This window comes from uncultured Aquimonas sp., from assembly GCF_937888285.1.
Taxonomy (GTDB): Bacteria; Pseudomonadota; Gammaproteobacteria; order Xanthomonadales; family Xanthomonadaceae; genus Aquimonas.
This window is the reverse complement of sequence record NZ_CALART010000044.1, coordinates 1-15,207: the sequence shown is the minus strand read 5'-3', so window position 1 is coordinate 15,207 and position 15,207 is coordinate 1. Positions and strand designations below refer to the sequence as shown.

Below are 15,207 nucleotides of genomic sequence, written 5' to 3'. Positions count from 1 at the left end.
CCTGCCACGCGACGCGCGTCCCGCCGGACCGGTCGTCCGCCGAGTGTTGTCGCGGGCCAAGCATCCCGTACCCGAACTGGCTCGTACTCACGTTACTGGCGACCGTGCCAAGCGTATTCCTCGGCGCGTGGCTGGTCACCACCCTGTTCGGTGCCTATGTCCTGATCTCCCAGCAAGGCTATGCAGCGATGCCCGAGGTGCTATGGATGCCCCTGCTGGCCCTCTGGATCGCGGGCATCGCCTTCCTGTTTGGAATCCTCCCCGCGCTGCTGGTGTGCGCGCCGCTGTGGGCCTTGCTTCAGCGGCTGGGGCTGGGCGGGTACATCGCCTTCGCAGTGGTCGGGAGCTTGCCGGGGGTTGGTCTTCTTGTGGTTGACGGCTCGTCTTTCGGTTCGCTGTTTCTGATCTTCGGCCTCCCCGCCAGTCTGCTGGTGCGCGCGTTTGTCTCGTCGGCGGAGTTGGATTCCCGGACGCGAGAGTGCACAGCCGAAGGCAAGGAGCACCCGCCATGACTCGCTCCATCAGCGGAGGGCGCGCGCTGGTGGTGAGCTATCTGTCCACGATCGGGGGCTTGCTGCTGGGAACGGTGATCGGCAGCCTCGGCTTGGTGCTGTTCGAAATGACTGACGAATGCCATCAGTGGGCCGAAACGCTCGGGCTGCTTAGCGCACTCCCTCGGTTCGTGATGATTGCGATGCTGTTCGGCGGTCTCCCCGCCCTGACTCTCGGCGCCCCGCTCTACGCGGCGCTGCTTTCCCACGACCTCGCCGACTATCTGACTTCGGCCGTGCTCGGGGCGGCGTTGGTAGGCCCATTTTTCCTGCTCCTTCTGGGCGGCTGGGGCGGCCTGCTGTTCGGCCCCTGCGTCGCCTGCGCCACCCACTTCATCGCCATCCGTCTGCTGCGCGGTTGGCTGCGGCCGAGCCGTCTCTGCGTTGACCTCCGCACATGCGGCTACACAGTGGCTACAAACCCGCACCAAACCCGCAGCTGAACCCGGGCGCTGCGATCTCTAGTCTCTGCATCGTCCAGCGCGGCCACGGATCCGGCCCGCTGAGTGGATGACCTGGCCTTTGTGGGCAGGGTCGGCGGGGCCCGGACGTTCCGGGCAGTCTTTCGGGTTGGCTTTGCTTCTTCGCGTGTATCGGTGCTGTCGGCGCCCGGGCTGCTTGTGCGGTCCGGGCGTTTTCGTTTGAGCGCAGCGCGATGCGTTTGGGTTGGCGCAGAAGCGCCACGCCGCGCTGCCTCTCAGTGTCTACACCGTGCCGCGGTTCTTCCCCATCCACGGCCGGTAGTAGTCGCGGATTCGCGCCATGTCGGCATCCAGCGACTCGGTCATCTGCAGCAGCGGGCCGATGCCGATGACTTTCTCCGGATAGTGGAAGTACACGCACAGCACCGGCACCTCGGCGGCGCGGGCGATGCGCCAGAAGCCGGACTTCCACTGCTCGACGCGGCGGCGCGTGCCTTCCGGCGCCAGCGCCACCCACAGGGTCTCGCGGCTGCGATAGCGCTCGGCCACCTGTTCGACCACGCCGGCGCTGCTGCCGCGGTTGACCGGAAAGCCGCCGAGCCGGCGCAGCACCCAGCCGATCGGCCCGCGGAACAGCTCGGCCTTGGCCATGAAGGCGATGTCGATGCCGAGCGCGATCTTCATCAAGAGGCCCCAGATCGCGTCCCAGCCCGAGGAGTGCGGGGCGACGATGATCATCAGCTTGTGCTCGCGCGGAAACTCGCCGCGCATCTGCCAGCCGCCGAGCCGCAGCGCGCTGCGCGCCAGCCAGCGGGTGAAGGCGCCGCCGCGGCGCGGTGCGTAGTCGGGCAGGGGCTGATGGACGGGGATATCGAGCGGCAGCATCAGTCGAGGTCCACGCCGCGCGCCGCGCGCTGGCGCTTGATCCCGGCGCGCTCGCGCTTGCTCGACAGGCGGCGCTCCTGCGAGCCCTTGCTCGGCTTGGTGGCGATGCGCGGCTTCGGCGGCTTCAGTACCGCCTGGATCAGGGCCAGCAGGCGCTCGCGCGCATCCTCGCGATTGCGATCCTGGCTGCGGAAGCGCTGGGCCTGGATGATCACCACGCCGTCCTCGGTGATGCGGCTGTCGCGACGCGCCAGCAGCCGGGCTTTCAGTGCCGCTGGCAGTGCCTCGGAATTCGCTGCGTCGAAGCGCAGCTCGACCGCGGTCGCGACCTTGTTGACGTTCTGCCCGCCCGGCCCGGATGAGCGCACGAAGCGTTCCTCGAGCTCTTCGTCGGGAATGGCGATGGAGGGCGTGATGCGGAGCATGGGCAGGGATCGCGGGGGCTGCGGGATTGTAGCGAGCGTTGAGAGCGGGGATTGGGGATTGGGGCAAGAACCCCCCTCTGCCCGACCCCTCTTCCACACGGGGAGAGGGGAGCCGCATGCGGTGGGATGGGGCGCTAGCTCGGATTGCCAATCCCGAATCCCCAATCCCGAATCCCGGCGGGCGGCAACGCCGCCTGCCACCCGAACCGCTCCAGCAGCGCCGCGAACTCGCCGTCGACGGGCGCTTCGATGTCGAGCCTGCGACCGTCGGCCGGGTGGTCGAAGGCGATGCGCCAGGCGTGCAGCAGCATGCGGTGGCAGCGGAACTCGGCGCGGAACAGGCGGTTGTGGCGGCCGTCACCGTGGCTGGTGTCGCCGATCAGGTGATGGTGGATGTGCTTCAAGTGCCGGCGCAGCTGGCGGTAGCGGCCGGTCTCGGGCTGCATCGCCAGCAGGCAGTAGCGCGCGGTCTCGAAGCCGCTCATGGGGTAGGGCAGTTCGATCGTCGCCAGCCGGCGGTAGTGGCTGATCGCCGGCTTGGGCTCGGGCTTGCCCGGAGCATCCAGCGCGTGCTCGATGCGGCCTGATTCGTCGGTCCAGCCGCGCACCACGGCCAGATAGGTCTTCTCCACGCTGCGGCCCATGAATTGCTCGCCCAGTGCCGCTGCCGTCCCTTTGTCGAACGCCAGCAGCAGGGCGCCCGAGGTGGCGCGGTCGAGGCGATGGGCGAGGAAGCAGCGCTGGCCCAGCTGTTCGCGCAGCTGGTCCAGCAGGAAGCGGTCCTCGTGCGCGGCAATCTGGCTGCGATGTGCCAGCAGCCCGGCTGGCTTGTTGACCACGGCCAGGGCCTCGTCGCGGTAGAGCAGGTCGAGCGGAGCCTCGGACATCAGGGCAGGGGTCTGAACACGGCCGGCTATGATGCCCGACCCTTCCGCACGCACGAACTTTCGCCATGCAGCCCATCGACACCGTGGCCGACACCCTGCGCGGCCTGCAGGACCGCATCTGCAGCGCCATCGAGGGCGCCGACGGCGCCGCGCGATTCGCCGAAGACGAATGGCAGCGCGCCGAAGGCGGCGGTGGCCGCACCCGCGTGCTGCGCGAGGGCGCGGTCTTCGAGCAGGCCGGGATCGGTTTCTCGGATGTCAGCGGCGAGCGTCTGCCGCCCTCGGCCAGCGCTGCTCGGCCCGAGCTGGCCGGTGCGTCCTGGCGCGCGGTCGGCGTGTCCCTGGTGTTCCACCCGCGCAACCCCTACCTGCCGACCACCCACGCCAACGTGCGCCACTTCCGCGCGATGCGCGACGGCGAGGTGGTGGGCTGGTGGTTCGGCGGCGGCTTTGATCTCACGCCCTTCTACCCCTTCGACGAGGACGTGTTGCACTGGCACCGCACCGCGCGCGCGCTGTGCGAGCCCTTCGGCGGCGAGGCGCGCTATGCCGCGCACAAGCGCTGGTGCGACGAGTACTTCTTCCTGAAGCATCGCGGCGAGACCCGCGGCGTCGGCGGCCTGTTCTTCGACGACCTGCACGAGCACTTCGAGCGCGACTTCGCCTACCTGCAGGCGGTGGGCGAGGGCTTCCTCGACGCCTACCTGCCGATCGTCGAGCGCCGCCGCGACGTGCCCTACGGCGAGCGCGAGCGCGAGTTCCAGCTGTATCGCCGCGGCCGCTACGTCGAGTTCAACCTGGTCTGGGACCGCGGCACCCTGTTCGGCCTGCAGAGCGGCGGCCGCACCGAATCCATCCTGATGAGCCTGCCCCCGCGCGTGCGCTTCGAGTACGGCTATACGCCCGAGCCCGGCAGCGCCGAAGCCCGCCTCAACGACTACCTGCGGCCGCGGGAGTGGCTGCTTGAGCCGGGAATCGGGAATGGGGAATCGGGAATCGATTGATGCGAGCCGCAGCGCGCCAACGCGCGAAGGCAGGCCAGCGGCTCTTGCTTTGCCGATTCCCGATTCTCGATTCCCCATTCCCGGCTTCCAAAATAAAAACCCCGGAACCGAGGGGGAGCGGTTCCGGGGTCGGGGGGCGCGGTCCTGGCCGGGGGGAGCCGTGGACCGCGCGGATTCACTCGGAGGGGGAGGGAGTGAATCGCGGAGGGCGGCGTTGCACCGCCGTGATCAGAGATTGCGGCCAGCGTGGAGAGTTCAAGCGTCGGCGCGAAAATGTTCAGGCGGGCTTTAGGAAGCGCTGCGGGGTGAGCGAGCCTCAGCACAGGGGGATGCGCGATCCCGCGCTGCAGCTCTGGCCAGCGCCGGCTCCTGCCGGGTGCGCCGCAGCGGCTCGGCAGCGGCGCGCATTCTCGGCGCTGATTGAGCTCTCAAGAAAGAGAGGGCTCGCCACCCCTCGGGTCGTCGCCCCCGCGAAGGCGGGGGTCCAGGGGAGCTGGCCTCAGCCGCAAGAGAGCCGCATCCCCGTCTGCACCTTCGCGAGGACAGCCTCTACGCGCGGACCAAGAACTCGGCCAGCTTCAACAACACCTGCGCGGCGCCGCCGGGTTCAGAGGCTCTCAGCGAACCGCCAGTGCGGGTCTCGCACGCGATGGCTCGTCGCCCGTCGCGCCGTCCTTGCGATCACTAGAAATAGAAAGCCCCGAGAGCCGGGGGGAGCTCTCGGGGCTTGGGGGCCGGAAGGCGGTCGGGGGGAACCGGTCCTTCCGTGTATTCACTCAAGGGGGAGGGAGTGAATCGAACCGGCATTGCGCCGGTCGTGCTGCGCATCTTACGCAGGCTTTCTGAAAGTCCCATGACTGCCGCGGTCACGATTGCACACAATTAATCTTTCGTTCAGACGAAAATGTGCGCTGCGTATCGCGCGCATGTGTCCAGAATCACGCAAGAACTGTGCGTCAATCAGGGTAGTTCAGACAATCCTGATGGATGCCAGCTCGGTTTGGCGCGCAACTGCCTGATTTCCAAGCAAGCGCGGCTGCACGCATGGTCGACCCCGGCTGCCGTCAGTCGCCGCGCGGGTCTTGGACCAAAGTCGAAGCAAGCCTTGCAGCGACCGAGCCTGCGCTGCGCCGGGCACATGGTCGGCGAGGCAAGCCGCGGCGGATGCGCTGCGCTTATCCGCCCTACGACCGCAGGCGACGCCTTACTTCAAGCGGAGCTGCAGGCGCTTGTGCGCCGTAGGGTACATAAGCGAAGCGCATGTACCGGGAACGCGCGACCACGCAGGCCACAGGAAGGCTTCGCGAATCCTTCCACTCGCATCGCACGCAGGTTTGGTCCAATCGCTGCGAACACAGCAGACGCAACGAAATCCTGGACGACGAGGCGATAGCAACCCCCGCGAGTGACGCCGTGCCTCCACCGAAGCCGCAGACCGTTCTGCGCAGGGCATGACAGCAGCCAAGCCGCTGCGCCCGAGCCGATGTCCTTCGCCGTCGCCTCAGTGCGCCTGGTCCCAGTTGTCGCCGACGCCGGCCTCGACGATCAGCGGCACCCGCAGTTCGGCCGCGGCCTGCATGCGCTGCTTGGCCTCGGCGACCAGGGTGCCGACGAAGTCCTCGCGGCATTCGAAGACCAGTTCGTCGTGCACCTGCAGGACCATGCGCGCGCGGCCGTCCTGCGCGCCCAGCCAGGCGTGCAGGTCGAGCATGGCGCGCTTGATGATGTCGGCGGCGCTGCCCTGCATCGGCGCATTGACGGCGGCGCGCTCGGCACCGGCGCGCAGGCCCTGCTGTCGCGCGTGGATGTCGTTGAGATACAGGCGGCGGCCGAAGACGGTCTCGACATAGCCGTGCTCGCGCGCCTGCTGGCGCACCCGCTCCATATAGCCCTGCACGCCCGGATAGCGGGCGAAGTACAGCGCGATGTAATCCTGCGCCTCGCCGCGCTCGATGCCGAGCTGCTTGGCCAGGCCGAAAGCGCTCATGCCGTACATCAGGCCGAAGTTGATCGCCTTCGCCGCGCGGCGCTGGTCGGGGCCGACGTCCTCCAGCGGCACGCCGAACACCTCTGCCGCGGTCGCGCGATGCACGTCCTGCCCGCCGGCAAAGGCCGACAGCAGGCCGGGGTCTTCGGAGAGATGCGCCATGATCCGCAGCTCGATCTGCGAATAGTCGCAGGCCACCAGCTTGTGGCCCTTGGGCGCAATGAAGGCGCGGCGGATGCGGCGGCCGTCCTCGGTGCGGATCGGGATGTTCTGCAGGTTCGGGTCCGACGAGGACAGCCGCCCGGTCGCCGCGCCGGTCTGGTGGAAGCTGGTGTGCACGCGCCCCGTCGCCGGATGAATCGCCTCCGGCAATTTGTCGGTGTAGGTGCCGCGCAGCTTGGCAAGGCTGCGGTGTTCGAGGATCAGCTTCGGCAGCTCGTGGCGATCGGCGATGGCTTCCAGCGCTTCCTCGTTGGTGCTGGGCGCACCGCCGGGCGTCTTCACCAGCGCCGGCAGGCCGAGCTCGTCGAACAGCAGGGCGCCAAGCTGCTTGGGCGAGTCGAAGTTGAAGCTGCGTCCCGCCAGCTCGAAGCCGCGCTTCTGCAGCTCCAGCATGCGGCGGCCCAGGTCCTGGCTCTGCCGGCGCAGCTCGTCGGCGTCGACCAGCACGCCGGCGGCCTCCATGTCGGCCAGGACCTGCACCAGCGGCAGCTCGATCTCGCGATACACCTTGGCGAGCGTCGGCTCGGCTTCGAGCTTCGGCCACAGGGTCTGATGGAGGCGCAGGGTGATGTCGGCGTCCTCGGCCGAGTAGTCGCGGGCGACTTCGAGGTCGACTTCGGCGAAGGAAATCTGTTTCGCGCCCTTGCCGGCGACCTCGGAGTACGCGATCGGCGTGTAGCCCAGGTAGTTCTTCGCCAGCGAATCCATGTCATGGCGGCTGGCGGTGGAGTTCAGCACGAAGCTCTCCAGCATGCTGTCGTGCGCCAGCCCGCGCAGCAGGACGCCGTGCTCGCGCAGCACGTGGATGTCGTACTTCGCGTTCTGGGCCAGCTTGGGCTTCGATGCGTCTTCCAGCACGGGTTTGAGTTTCGCCAGAACGCGCGCGCGATCGAGCTGGGCCGGCGCGCCCGGGTAGATATGCGACACCGGGATATAGGCGCCCTCGCCCGCGCGCGTCGCGAAGGCCAGGCCCACCAGCTCGGCGCGCAGCGCATCGATGCTTGTGGTCTCGGTGTCGAAGCAGATCAGCGCGGCGGCTTCGAGCTCGCGGATCAGTGCGTCGAGATCGGCTTCGCTCAGGATCAGTCGATAGCTGCCGCGCGTCTGTGCCGGAAGATCCGCGGCCGGTGCAGCGGTGGCCACGCTGGAGCCCGCGCCGGCAGGTTTCACTGGACTGCCGCCATTGCCGGCCTCCAGATCGCGCAGCGCGGCATTGAAGCCATAGCGCGCGTACAGCTGCTTCAGCGCCTCGATATCGCGTGGGCGCAGCTTCAGGTCGGTCGGAACGCGATCCAATTCGACGTCAGTCACGATCGTGGTGAGCCGGCGGTTCAGCGGCAGCCGCGGCAGGGCGGTGCGCAGGTTCTCGCCGATCTTGCCACCCATCTTCGCAGCAGCTTCGATCACGCCGTCCAGCGTGCCGTATTCGCCCAGCCACTTGGCGGCGGTCTTCGGCCCGCACTTGTCGACGCCGGGGATGTTGTCGACCGTGTCGCCCATCAGCGCCAGGTAGTCGATGATCTGCTCGGGCCGCACGCCGAACTTCTCGATCACGCCAGCCTCGTCGAGCCGCGAGCCGCTCATGGTGTTGACGAGCGTGATGCCCGGCCGCACCAGCTGGGCGAAGTCCTTGTCCGAGGTCGACACTTCGACCTCGATGCCTTCAGCGGCCGCGCGCGTGGCCAGCGTGCCAATCACGTCGTCGGCCTCGACGCCGGGCACGCGCAGGATCGGAAAGCCCAGGGCTTCGACGATCGCCATCATCGGCTCGATCTGCGCGCGCAGGTCGTCCGGCATGGCCTCGCGATTGGCCTTGTAGTCCGGATACAGCTCGTCGCGGAAGGTGGGCCCGGAGGCGTCCATCACGAAGGCCGCATAGCTCGGCCCTTCCTTCAGGGTGGCGCGCAGCATGTTGACCACGCCGAACAGCGCGCCGGTGGGCTCGCCGGCCGCGTTCGACAGCGGCGGCAGGGCGTGGAAGGCGCGGTAGAGGTAGCTGGAACCGTCGATCAGGATGAGCTTGTCCATGCGCGGCAGTGTAGTCGCCCGCGCTATGCCTCGCCCCTGCCGCTGGCTATGCTCAAGCTCACACCCACGGAGGCCCGCCGCCATGCGTACGACCCCACGCGTCCTGACCGTCCTGCTGCTGTCCGCCCTGTATGCGCCCCTGGGTCTGGCCCAGTCCGAGGCACCGGCGTCGCCGGCCGAAGAAGCGCCAATTCCGCCCAAGCTGCCCAACCTGCCCAGCGAGGAGTCCGCGCCGACCGTGAACATCCGCCGTGATGAGAAAACCGGCGATGTGATCGAGGAGTACCGCACCAACGGCCGCCTGCAGATGGTCAAGGTGACGCCGGCACGCGGCAGGCCGTACCAGATCATTGACACCAATGGCGATGGCAAGCTCGATTCGCACGACTACGAAGGCCGGGTGCGGCCGGTCTACTGGACCCTGTTCGAGTGGAATTGAGCCTCGCGCGCAGCGCATAGGGTCGGCCCCGGCCCACCATGGGCCTGACGGCTGGCCGCTACATGCGCGGCGCCCGGCCCTTCGCGCTTCACCAGCGCACCGACCGCCGCCGTCCTCGACTCGATCAGCCGGGCCGGTGGTCGGAGCGCTTCAAGACTTGGCGGGTATTGAGCTCATGGTGGGCCAGGGCCCACCCTATGGGCCTGTTCCACGCCTGAACCGTCTGCGTCGACCCTCACCAGCGAAGTTTCGATGCATTTCGTTCCACACCCCCGTCAGCCGACTCTGCGCCCATGATCGATGCCTTGCATTCCTTCGGTCTTGCGGCCGGCCAGCTGCACCTGCTGGGTCTTGCGCTGCCGCTGTGGCTGCTGGCGCTGCTGGCGCTCATCCTTGTCGCGCTGCCGCGCGCGCTGGACGCCGTGCAGCGCGCGCTGGGGGTGTTGCTGGTCACGCTGACGCCCTGCGTGGTGCTGCTCTGCTTCGGTCTGGTCGCCGCGCGCTACGGGTTCGGCAAGGGCTCGGTGGCGGTGCAGGAGGCTATGCTCTGGCTGCACGCCTGCGTATTCATGCTCGGCATGGCCTGGGCCCTGCGGCATGACCGCCATGTGCGGGTGGATGTCCTGCAGGCGCGGTTCTCGCCGCGCACGCGGGCCTGGATCGAGGTGGGCGGCCATCTCATTCTGCTCCTGCCCTTCGCCCTGTTCCTGCTGTGGATCAGCCTCGACTACATGGCCGCCAGCTGGCAGGTGCGCGAGTCCTCGCGCGAGCCTGGCGGCCTGCCGGGGCTGTTCCTGCTGAAGTCGCTGATTCCGCTCAGCGCGTGGCTGCTGGCCGTGCAGTCGCTGGCCCTGTGCCTGCAGCGGCTGCGCGCGGCGCTGAATACCGGAGCCGCGGCATGAGCGCGCTGCTGGTGCTGCTGCTGGTGCTGGCCCTCTGCGCTGGCCTGCTGCTCGGCTTTCCGGTGGCCTTCACCTTGGGCGGCGTCGCCCTGCTGTTCGCGGGGCTCGGCATCGCGCTGGGCGTCTTCGATGCCGCCTTCCTCGAAGCCTTTCCCAACCGTGTGTTCGGGATCATGGGCAACGAGACCCTGCTGGCCGTGCCCCTGTTCGTGTTCATGGGGGTGATGCTGCAGCGCTCGAAGATGGCCGAAGACCTGCTCGAAACCGTGGCCGCGCAGTTCGGACGTGCGCGCGGCGGGCTGGTGTACGCGGTGCTGGTGGTGGGCGCCCTGCTGGCGGCCTCGACCGGGATCGTCGGCGCCACCGTGGTCACGCTGGGCCTGATCGCGCTGCCGACCATGCTGCGCCACGGCTACTGCCCGCGCCTGGCCTCGGGCGCGGTCTGCGCCTCGGGCACGCTGGGCCAGATCATCCCGCCCTCGGTGGTGCTGGTCCTGCTCGGCGACCAATTGGGCTCGGCCTACCAGCAGGCCCAGCTCAAGCTCGGCAACTTCGCGCCGCAAACGGTCTCGGTCGGCGATCTGTTCGCCGGCGCGGTGCTGCCGGGTCTGCTGCTGGTGGTGCTCTACCTCGTTTACGCGGCCTGGGTGGCCTGGCGGCAGCCGCAGCGGGCGCCGGCGCTGGATCCCGCGGCCCTGCCGCAGCGCAGCGGCGCCCAGCTGCTGCTGGCGGTGATTCCGCCGGTGCTGCTGATCGTCTGCGTGCTGGGCTCGATTCTGTTCGGCTACGCCACGCCGACCGAAGCCGCGGGGGTCGGCGCGGTCGGTGCCAGCCTGTTGGCGCTGGCCCGCGGCCAGCTCGATCTCGACTGCCTGCGCCATGTCTCGCGCGAGACGGTGATGATCACCGCCATGGTGTTCGCCATCCTGGTCGGCGCGGCCCTGTTCGCACTCGTCTTCCGCGGCTTTGGCGGCGACGACCTCGTGCATGACCTGCTGACCGGCCTGCCCGGCGGCAAGTGGGGCGCGATCTTCGCGGTGATGCTGCTGATGTTCCTGCTTGGCTTCGTGCTCGACTTCATCGAGATCGTGTTCGTGGTGGTGCCGATCGTCGCGCCCGTACTCTTCCTGCTCGGCGTCGATCCGGTCTGGCTGGGCGTGATGATGGCGATCAACCTGCAGACCAGCTTCCTGACGCCCCCCTTCGGCTTCGCCCTGTTCTACCTGCGCGGTGCCGTGCCCGAGGGTCTGGCGACCACCGACCTGTACCGCGGCGTGCTGCCTTTCATCGGCCTGCAGCTGCTGATGCTGCTGCTGCTCGCGCTGTGGCCGGCGCTCGCGACCTGGCTGCCGGGCGTGCTGGCCGCGGCCTGAAGTCGTTCACGCACGGCCGCCGTCGGGCAGCAGGAAGCGGTCGCCGAAATCTGCAGGTGTCTGCGCCGCCAGGCTCAGCCCATGCCGCTCCAGCGGCGTCAGCCCGCGCCACTCGCCCGACAGCGCGCGCAGCTCGACCAGCACCCGCACCAGGCGCGCGAACTGCCGGGCGATGCCCTCGTAGAGCTCGGCCATCGCACGTCGCGCCTCGTCGGCCAGCTGACGGAAGGCGCCTTGGCCCAGCTCGATGTAGTAGCGCTGGCTGACCCGGCGACGCTGCGCCAGTTCGGGATAGAGCCCGGCGATCAGCAGGCAGCGTTCGCCGACATCCTGCAGGGCCTGGCTGCGGCGCGCGCCGCCGGCGGTGTGCAGGGCATCCAGATAGACCAGGGCCATCGCCGGCTCGGCGAGCGCGGTGCTGCCCAGATGGCGCATCAGGGTGAACACCAGCCAGCTTTCGCTGTTCTCGTCGAGCTGCGCGCCGCAGCGCTGCTCCCCCTCGCGCACCAGGTCCTGCCACAGCGCGGTGGCGCTGTCCGCGGTGCAGATGTCCTCACGGCTTGGCATGTCGATCTCCCCCTGCGTCTGCCTCGATGCAAGAGATAAGCAAAGCCTGCGCCGCAGTCACGCCAGCACTCGTCGCGGGTGGCTGCCAACAGCCCCCGCGCTACGCTGGCGTAGGGTTGCGAGCCGTGCGCTTTTGCACCACGCTCCGCGCGTTGCCTGACGCCGCCGCCGCCTGCGCGCGTCGCTCTCCACACAGGAATCCGAACGATGTCTGCTGCGCTGGTTGCCGTGGTGCTTTCGTTGGTGCTGGACCATCTGGCCCCGGCCGCGCAGCGTCTGCGGCAGCACGATCGCGTGGCCGCCCTGCTGCGTGAAGCCTTGGAGGGTCTGGGTCGTCAGTCCGGCCTGTCAGCGCCTTGGGGCTGGGTGCTCGTGCTGGCCCTGCCGCTGCTGGTGCTGGCCGGGCTGCAGTGGTGGCTGTCGCTGTGGCTGTACGGCCTGCCGGGCTTCCTGCTGCAGCTGGCCGTGCTGTTCCTGTGCTGGGGCCCGCGCGACCTGGATCTGGATGTCGAAGCGCTGGCCTCGGCGCCCGACGCCGACGCGCGCCGCCAGGCCCTGGTCGAGCTCAGCGAGGGCTGCGTCGACTGCGCAGCGTCGGGCACGCCGCTGGTGCACACCGTGTTCCGTCAGGGCCTGTCGCGCTGGTTCGGGGTGCTGTTCTGGTTCCTGCTGCTGGGCGCCTTCGGCGCGCTGATGTACCGCCTGGCCCAGCTTGCCGCGCGCGAGCGCGACGCGGCGCCGGGAGCCCAGCGCGAGCCCCTGCGCCAGTTCGCCCTGCTGCTGGATTGGGCGCCTGCCCAGCTGATGTGCCTCGCGCTGGCGCTGGCCGCGCACTTCGACGCCGTGCTCGCCGCCTGGCGCGACTGGCATGCCGGCCGCGGCCAGGGCTGGTTCGTGCTGGATCTGGGTTTTCTGGACGCCGCCGCCCGCGCCAGCGTGCGCGAGGAGTTGATCGAGGACGCTCTGGACGAAGGCCTGCCGCCGCCCAGTGAGGTCGAGGTCGCGGGTGACGAGGCCAGCCTCGTCGGTACCGCCGCCATTCCAGCGGGCGCCCTGCGCGAGCTGCGCGACGCCATGAGCCTGGTCTGGCGCGTGCTGCTGGTCTGGCTGAGCGTGCTTGCGCTGTTCGTGCTGGCCGGTTACGTCGGCTGAGGTGGCGCCTCGGATCCATGCGGCCACACGCGGACCCAGAACCACAGCTCCAGCGCTGCACCTGCAGCCACAAGCCCCCAGGCCGAGTGTTCAAAGCCGAAACCATAGGCCGCAAGTGCGGCGATCGCGATCAGCAGGGTGATCCAGCGGCGTTGCATGGCGGTGTCTCCAGTCAAGTTCACTCGTCGGCTTCAGTGATCGGCGGCGCCGGCGGCGGCGCCTTCAAGCGGCCGCTGCGGCGCAGGGCGTCGCGCAGCACGTACTCGATCTGCGCATTCAGCGAGCGCAGCTCGTCGTCCGCCCACAGCTGCATCGCATCGAGCACTTCGGCGCGGATCCGCAGCGGATAGGCTTTCTTCTCGCTCATCGGCGATCAGTACAGGCTGCCGGCATTCAGCACCGGCTGCGGGCCACGGTCGCCGCAGAGCACGACCAACAGGTTGCTGACCATCGCCGCGCGGCGCTCGTCGTCGAGCTCGACGACCTTGCGCTCGGCCAGCTTGTCCAGCGCCATCTCGACCATGCCCACCGCGCCTTCGACGATCCGCGTGCGCGCGGCAATCACCGCATTGGCCTGTTGGCGCTGCAGCATGGCCTGGGCGATCTCGGCCGAGTAGGCGAGATGGCTGATCCGCGCCTCCAGCACCTCCACGCCGGCCTGCTCAAGGCGCGCCTGGATCTCCTCGGTCAGATGCTTCGAGACTTCCGCGGCATGGCTGCGCAGGGCGATGTCGCCATCGTTGTGCGGCTCGTAGGGATAGCTGCTGGCCATCGCGCGCAGCGCCGACTCGGACTGGATGTGCACGAAGCTCTCGTAGTCGTCGACGTTGAACACCGCCTCCGCCGAATCGACCACCTTCCAGACGATGACGGACGCGATCTCGATCGGGCTGCCTTCCAGCTCGTTGACCTTGAGCTTGCCGCTCTCGAAGTTGCGCACGCGCAGCGAGACCTTGCGCTTGGCGAAGAAGGGGTTGTTCCAGCGCAGGCCGGTGTCCTTGACCGTGCCGACATAGCGGCCGAACAGGCTCAGCACGGCCGCTTGGTTGGGTTCGACCATGTACAAGCCGAACAGGGCGAACCCGAGCCCCAAGAAACTGAGGCCCATCAGCACACCGAGCGGCCCGGTCCGCACGCCCGCCACCCCGAGCACCACGATGGCCAGCATGCCGGCGAGGATCGCCAGTAGCGTGGGAATTCCCGACAGTGATTTGACCGGCAGCTCTTTCATGGCGTCCTCCTTGGGTGCGGGAGGACGATATCAATCTGATATCACTCGGCGCAAGTGGCGCTGCGGCGGGCTGGCGCCATCGGCCATCCACGAACGGCGCACCGCCTCTGCCGGGCCGCGCAGCGCGCCGGGTCGAACCCCTCCGCCCCGGCGGGGAGCGGAGGAGAGCGCTTGTCGGCTCCCGGTGGCAGCCGACGCTCTGCGGAGATCGAGCGAAGCGAGGGCAAATCGCGGAGAGGGGCGGCCATGCCCTAGCTTTGGCTTCCCGCCCGTTCGGCACAGAATCGCGCCGGTCACGGTGCAGACGCAGCGCATCCATCCGGTCAGGGCATCAGGGCGCGCGCTGCTCGGCTTCCAGCGGAAACGCGATCCCACCCTTGGCGTTGACCGCAGCCCCTCGCCCGGCGCCAGGCAGCGGCAGCTGCACGAACAGCGGATCCTCGCTGTCGGCCGACAGCGGCAGGGCGAAGTGCAGACGGCCGTCGATCACCGCGCCCTCGCTGCTGCCGTGTGCGCCGACCCACTCGCAGGGTTCGTCTCCGATCTCGGGACAGATCGCCGGGCCGGTCGACCACTGCACGCTGGCTGTCGACTCACCGATGCCGTGCCAGACCTCGATGTCCAGGGCTAGCGAAGCGCCGAGCGTGCGCAGCGAAGGATGCTCGCGCCGCAGCGTCCACTGGCCGTGCCAGAGGCCAGGTGCGGTCTCGGCCGCACGCTCCTCGGCGCTCTGCATATCTTCAGTCGGCTCATAGCCCAGGCAGCTGGCGGCGGCGACGAGGCCCAACAGCAGGCCGTGGAAAGGGTGCAGGCGCATGGTGGGCTCCAGTGTCGGGGACAGTTCGCTACCAACAGGAATACGCGCTCGCGCTGGAAAGTCGGACACTCGGGTCCTCTATGGCCACACGAACAAGACGAACTGCTTCGCGACCGCCCTGTGCCCATCTGCCCCCGGCCATGACCTGCAAGCTGTGCAGGCCGCCCGGTCGTTGCCGTGTCGGCGAGAAGAAGCACTGACCTCAGGGTAAGAATTCTCCTATTGTCAGGTCGCGACTCGGGTGGTTTAGTTCAGGCCTCGTCCGCGTACCCGCCTGAGCAGTTCAATGAACCGCCTATTCAATCTCAGCTCGCC

At 68.7% G+C, this 15,207-nt stretch carries 16 protein-coding genes; 7 read left to right on the top strand and 9 right to left on the bottom strand.

Annotated features, from left to right (window positions below; all coding sequences use genetic code 11):
- Positions 1-104: 104 nt before the first annotated feature.
- Both Q0654_RS10275 and Q0654_RS10270 read left to right on the top strand, forming a co-directional pair.
- Positions 105-512, top strand: a complete 408-nt coding sequence (locus Q0654_RS10275; RefSeq protein ID WP_298853443.1) for a hypothetical protein — start codon at positions 105-107, stop codon at positions 510-512.
- Positions 509-994 (top strand): hypothetical protein, encoded by a 486-nt coding sequence (locus Q0654_RS10270; protein ID WP_298853441.1) that lies wholly within the window; start codon positions 509-511, stop codon positions 992-994. Before Q0654_RS10275 ends, Q0654_RS10270 begins: the two co-directional genes overlap by 4 nt.
- Before the next feature lie 261 nt (positions 995-1,255).
- On the opposite strand, the gene Q0654_RS10265 is transcribed toward Q0654_RS10270, so the two are convergent.
- From Q0654_RS10265 to Q0654_RS10255, 3 genes are all read right to left on the bottom strand, one after another.
- Entirely contained in the window at positions 1,256-1,858 is a 603-nt protein-coding gene (locus Q0654_RS10265; RefSeq protein WP_298853439.1) for a lysophospholipid acyltransferase family protein, read from the bottom strand.
- A complete protein-coding gene (arfB, locus tag Q0654_RS10260; protein ID WP_298853437.1) occupies positions 1,858-2,283 on the bottom strand; it encodes an alternative ribosome rescue aminoacyl-tRNA hydrolase ArfB in 426 nt (141 codons plus the stop codon). The genes Q0654_RS10265 and arfB overlap by 1 nt, the downstream gene beginning before the upstream one ends.
- 134 nt (positions 2,284-2,417) lie before the next feature.
- Positions 2,418-3,170, bottom strand: coding sequence for a pseudouridine synthase (locus tag Q0654_RS10255; protein WP_298853435.1), 753 nt, complete (start codon positions 3,168-3,170; stop codon positions 2,418-2,420).
- Between the two features lie 65 nt (positions 3,171-3,235).
- Between Q0654_RS10255 and hemF the strand changes: the two genes are divergently transcribed.
- Positions 3,236-4,174 (top strand): oxygen-dependent coproporphyrinogen oxidase, encoded by a 939-nt coding sequence (gene hemF, locus Q0654_RS10250; protein ID WP_298853433.1) that lies wholly within the window; start codon positions 3,236-3,238, stop codon positions 4,172-4,174.
- A gap of 1,501 nt (positions 4,175-5,675) precedes the next feature.
- On the opposite strand, the gene polA is transcribed toward hemF, so the two are convergent.
- A complete protein-coding gene (gene polA / locus Q0654_RS10245; protein ID WP_298853431.1) occupies positions 5,676-8,411 on the bottom strand; it encodes a DNA polymerase I in 2,736 nt (911 codons plus the stop codon).
- 82 nt (positions 8,412-8,493) lie between these two features.
- On the opposite strand from polA, the gene Q0654_RS10240 reads away from it, so the two are divergent.
- The 3 genes from Q0654_RS10240 (at position 8,494) to Q0654_RS10230 (ending at position 11,125) form a co-directional block, all read left to right on the top strand.
- Positions 8,494-8,850, top strand: a complete 357-nt coding sequence (locus Q0654_RS10240; RefSeq protein WP_298853429.1) for a DUF2782 domain-containing protein — start codon at positions 8,494-8,496, stop codon at positions 8,848-8,850.
- Between the two features lie 293 nt (positions 8,851-9,143).
- Positions 9,144-9,752 carry a TRAP transporter small permease subunit gene (locus Q0654_RS10235; RefSeq protein ID WP_298853426.1) on the top strand — a complete coding sequence of 203 codons (609 nt, stop codon included), beginning with the start codon at positions 9,144-9,146 and terminating at the stop codon, positions 9,750-9,752.
- On the top strand, positions 9,749-11,125 hold the full coding sequence (locus tag Q0654_RS10230) for a TRAP transporter large permease subunit (protein ID WP_298853424.1): 1,377 nt from the start codon (positions 9,749-9,751) through the stop codon (positions 11,123-11,125). Before Q0654_RS10235 ends, Q0654_RS10230 begins: the two co-directional genes overlap by 4 nt.
- A gap of 6 nt (positions 11,126-11,131) precedes the next feature.
- Here Q0654_RS10230 and Q0654_RS10225 read toward each other — a convergent pair whose 3' ends face one another.
- Entirely contained in the window at positions 11,132-11,692 is a 561-nt protein-coding gene (locus Q0654_RS10225) for a hypothetical protein (protein ID WP_298853422.1), read from the bottom strand.
- A gap of 207 nt (positions 11,693-11,899) precedes the next feature.
- Here Q0654_RS10225 and Q0654_RS10220 point away from each other — a divergent pair, with 207 nt between their 5' ends.
- Positions 11,900-12,844 carry a hypothetical protein gene (locus tag Q0654_RS10220; protein WP_298853420.1) on the top strand — a complete coding sequence of 315 codons (945 nt, stop codon included), beginning with the start codon at positions 11,900-11,902 and terminating at the stop codon, positions 12,842-12,844.
- On the opposite strand, the gene Q0654_RS10215 is transcribed toward Q0654_RS10220, so the two are convergent.
- From Q0654_RS10215 to Q0654_RS10200, 4 genes are all read right to left on the bottom strand, one after another.
- Positions 12,832-13,002: a hypothetical protein gene (locus tag Q0654_RS10215; RefSeq protein WP_298853418.1), complete on the bottom strand. Its 171-nt coding sequence runs from the start codon at positions 13,000-13,002 to the stop codon at positions 12,832-12,834. The genes Q0654_RS10220 and Q0654_RS10215 overlap by 13 nt on opposite strands.
- A gap of 20 nt (positions 13,003-13,022) precedes the next feature.
- Positions 13,023-13,211: an Arc family DNA-binding protein gene (locus Q0654_RS10210; protein ID WP_298853416.1), complete on the bottom strand. Its 189-nt coding sequence runs from the start codon at positions 13,209-13,211 to the stop codon at positions 13,023-13,025.
- A 6-nt stretch (positions 13,212-13,217) separates the two neighbouring features.
- Positions 13,218-14,075, bottom strand: coding sequence for an SPFH domain-containing protein (locus tag Q0654_RS10205; protein ID WP_298853415.1), 858 nt, complete (start codon positions 14,073-14,075; stop codon positions 13,218-13,220).
- A gap of 331 nt (positions 14,076-14,406) precedes the next feature.
- The gene (locus tag Q0654_RS10200; RefSeq protein WP_298853413.1) at positions 14,407-14,892 is read right to left on the bottom strand and encodes a hypothetical protein; all 486 of its coding nucleotides are present in this window, start codon (positions 14,890-14,892) and stop codon (positions 14,407-14,409) included.
- Positions 14,893-15,207 lie beyond the last annotated feature (315 nt).

Coding starts and splice junctions, on each gene's coding strand:
- Q0654_RS10225 (WP_298853422.1), bottom strand. CDS start 11,692: ATGCCAAGCCGTGAGGACATCTGCACCGCGGACAGCGCCACCGCGCTG.
- Q0654_RS10220 (WP_298853420.1), top strand. CDS start 11,900: ATGTCTGCTGCGCTGGTTGCCGTGGTGCTTTCGTTGGTGCTGGACCAT.
- Q0654_RS10240 (WP_298853429.1), top strand. CDS start 8,494: ATGCGTACGACCCCACGCGTCCTGACCGTCCTGCTGCTGTCCGCCCTG.
- hemF (WP_298853433.1), top strand. CDS start 3,236: ATGCAGCCCATCGACACCGTGGCCGACACCCTGCGCGGCCTGCAGGAC.
- Q0654_RS10210 (WP_298853416.1), bottom strand. CDS start 13,211: ATGAGCGAGAAGAAAGCCTATCCGCTGCGGATCCGCGCCGAAGTGCTC.
- Q0654_RS10205 (WP_298853415.1), bottom strand. CDS start 14,075: ATGAAAGAGCTGCCGGTCAAATCACTGTCGGGAATTCCCACGCTACTG.
- Q0654_RS10230 (WP_298853424.1), top strand. CDS start 9,749: ATGAGCGCGCTGCTGGTGCTGCTGCTGGTGCTGGCCCTCTGCGCTGGC.
- Q0654_RS10255 (WP_298853435.1), bottom strand. CDS start 3,170: ATGTCCGAGGCTCCGCTCGACCTGCTCTACCGCGACGAGGCCCTGGCC.
- Q0654_RS10200 (WP_298853413.1), bottom strand. CDS start 14,892: ATGCGCCTGCACCCTTTCCACGGCCTGCTGTTGGGCCTCGTCGCCGCC.
- Q0654_RS10270 (WP_298853441.1), top strand. CDS start 509: ATGACTCGCTCCATCAGCGGAGGGCGCGCGCTGGTGGTGAGCTATCTG.
- arfB (WP_298853437.1), bottom strand. CDS start 2,283: ATGCTCCGCATCACGCCCTCCATCGCCATTCCCGACGAAGAGCTCGAG.
- Q0654_RS10265 (WP_298853439.1), bottom strand. CDS start 1,858: ATGCTGCCGCTCGATATCCCCGTCCATCAGCCCCTGCCCGACTACGCA.
- polA (WP_298853431.1), bottom strand. CDS start 8,411: ATGGACAAGCTCATCCTGATCGACGGTTCCAGCTACCTCTACCGCGCC.
- Q0654_RS10215 (WP_298853418.1), bottom strand. CDS start 13,002: ATGCAACGCCGCTGGATCACCCTGCTGATCGCGATCGCCGCACTTGCG.
- Q0654_RS10235 (WP_298853426.1), top strand. CDS start 9,144: ATGATCGATGCCTTGCATTCCTTCGGTCTTGCGGCCGGCCAGCTGCAC.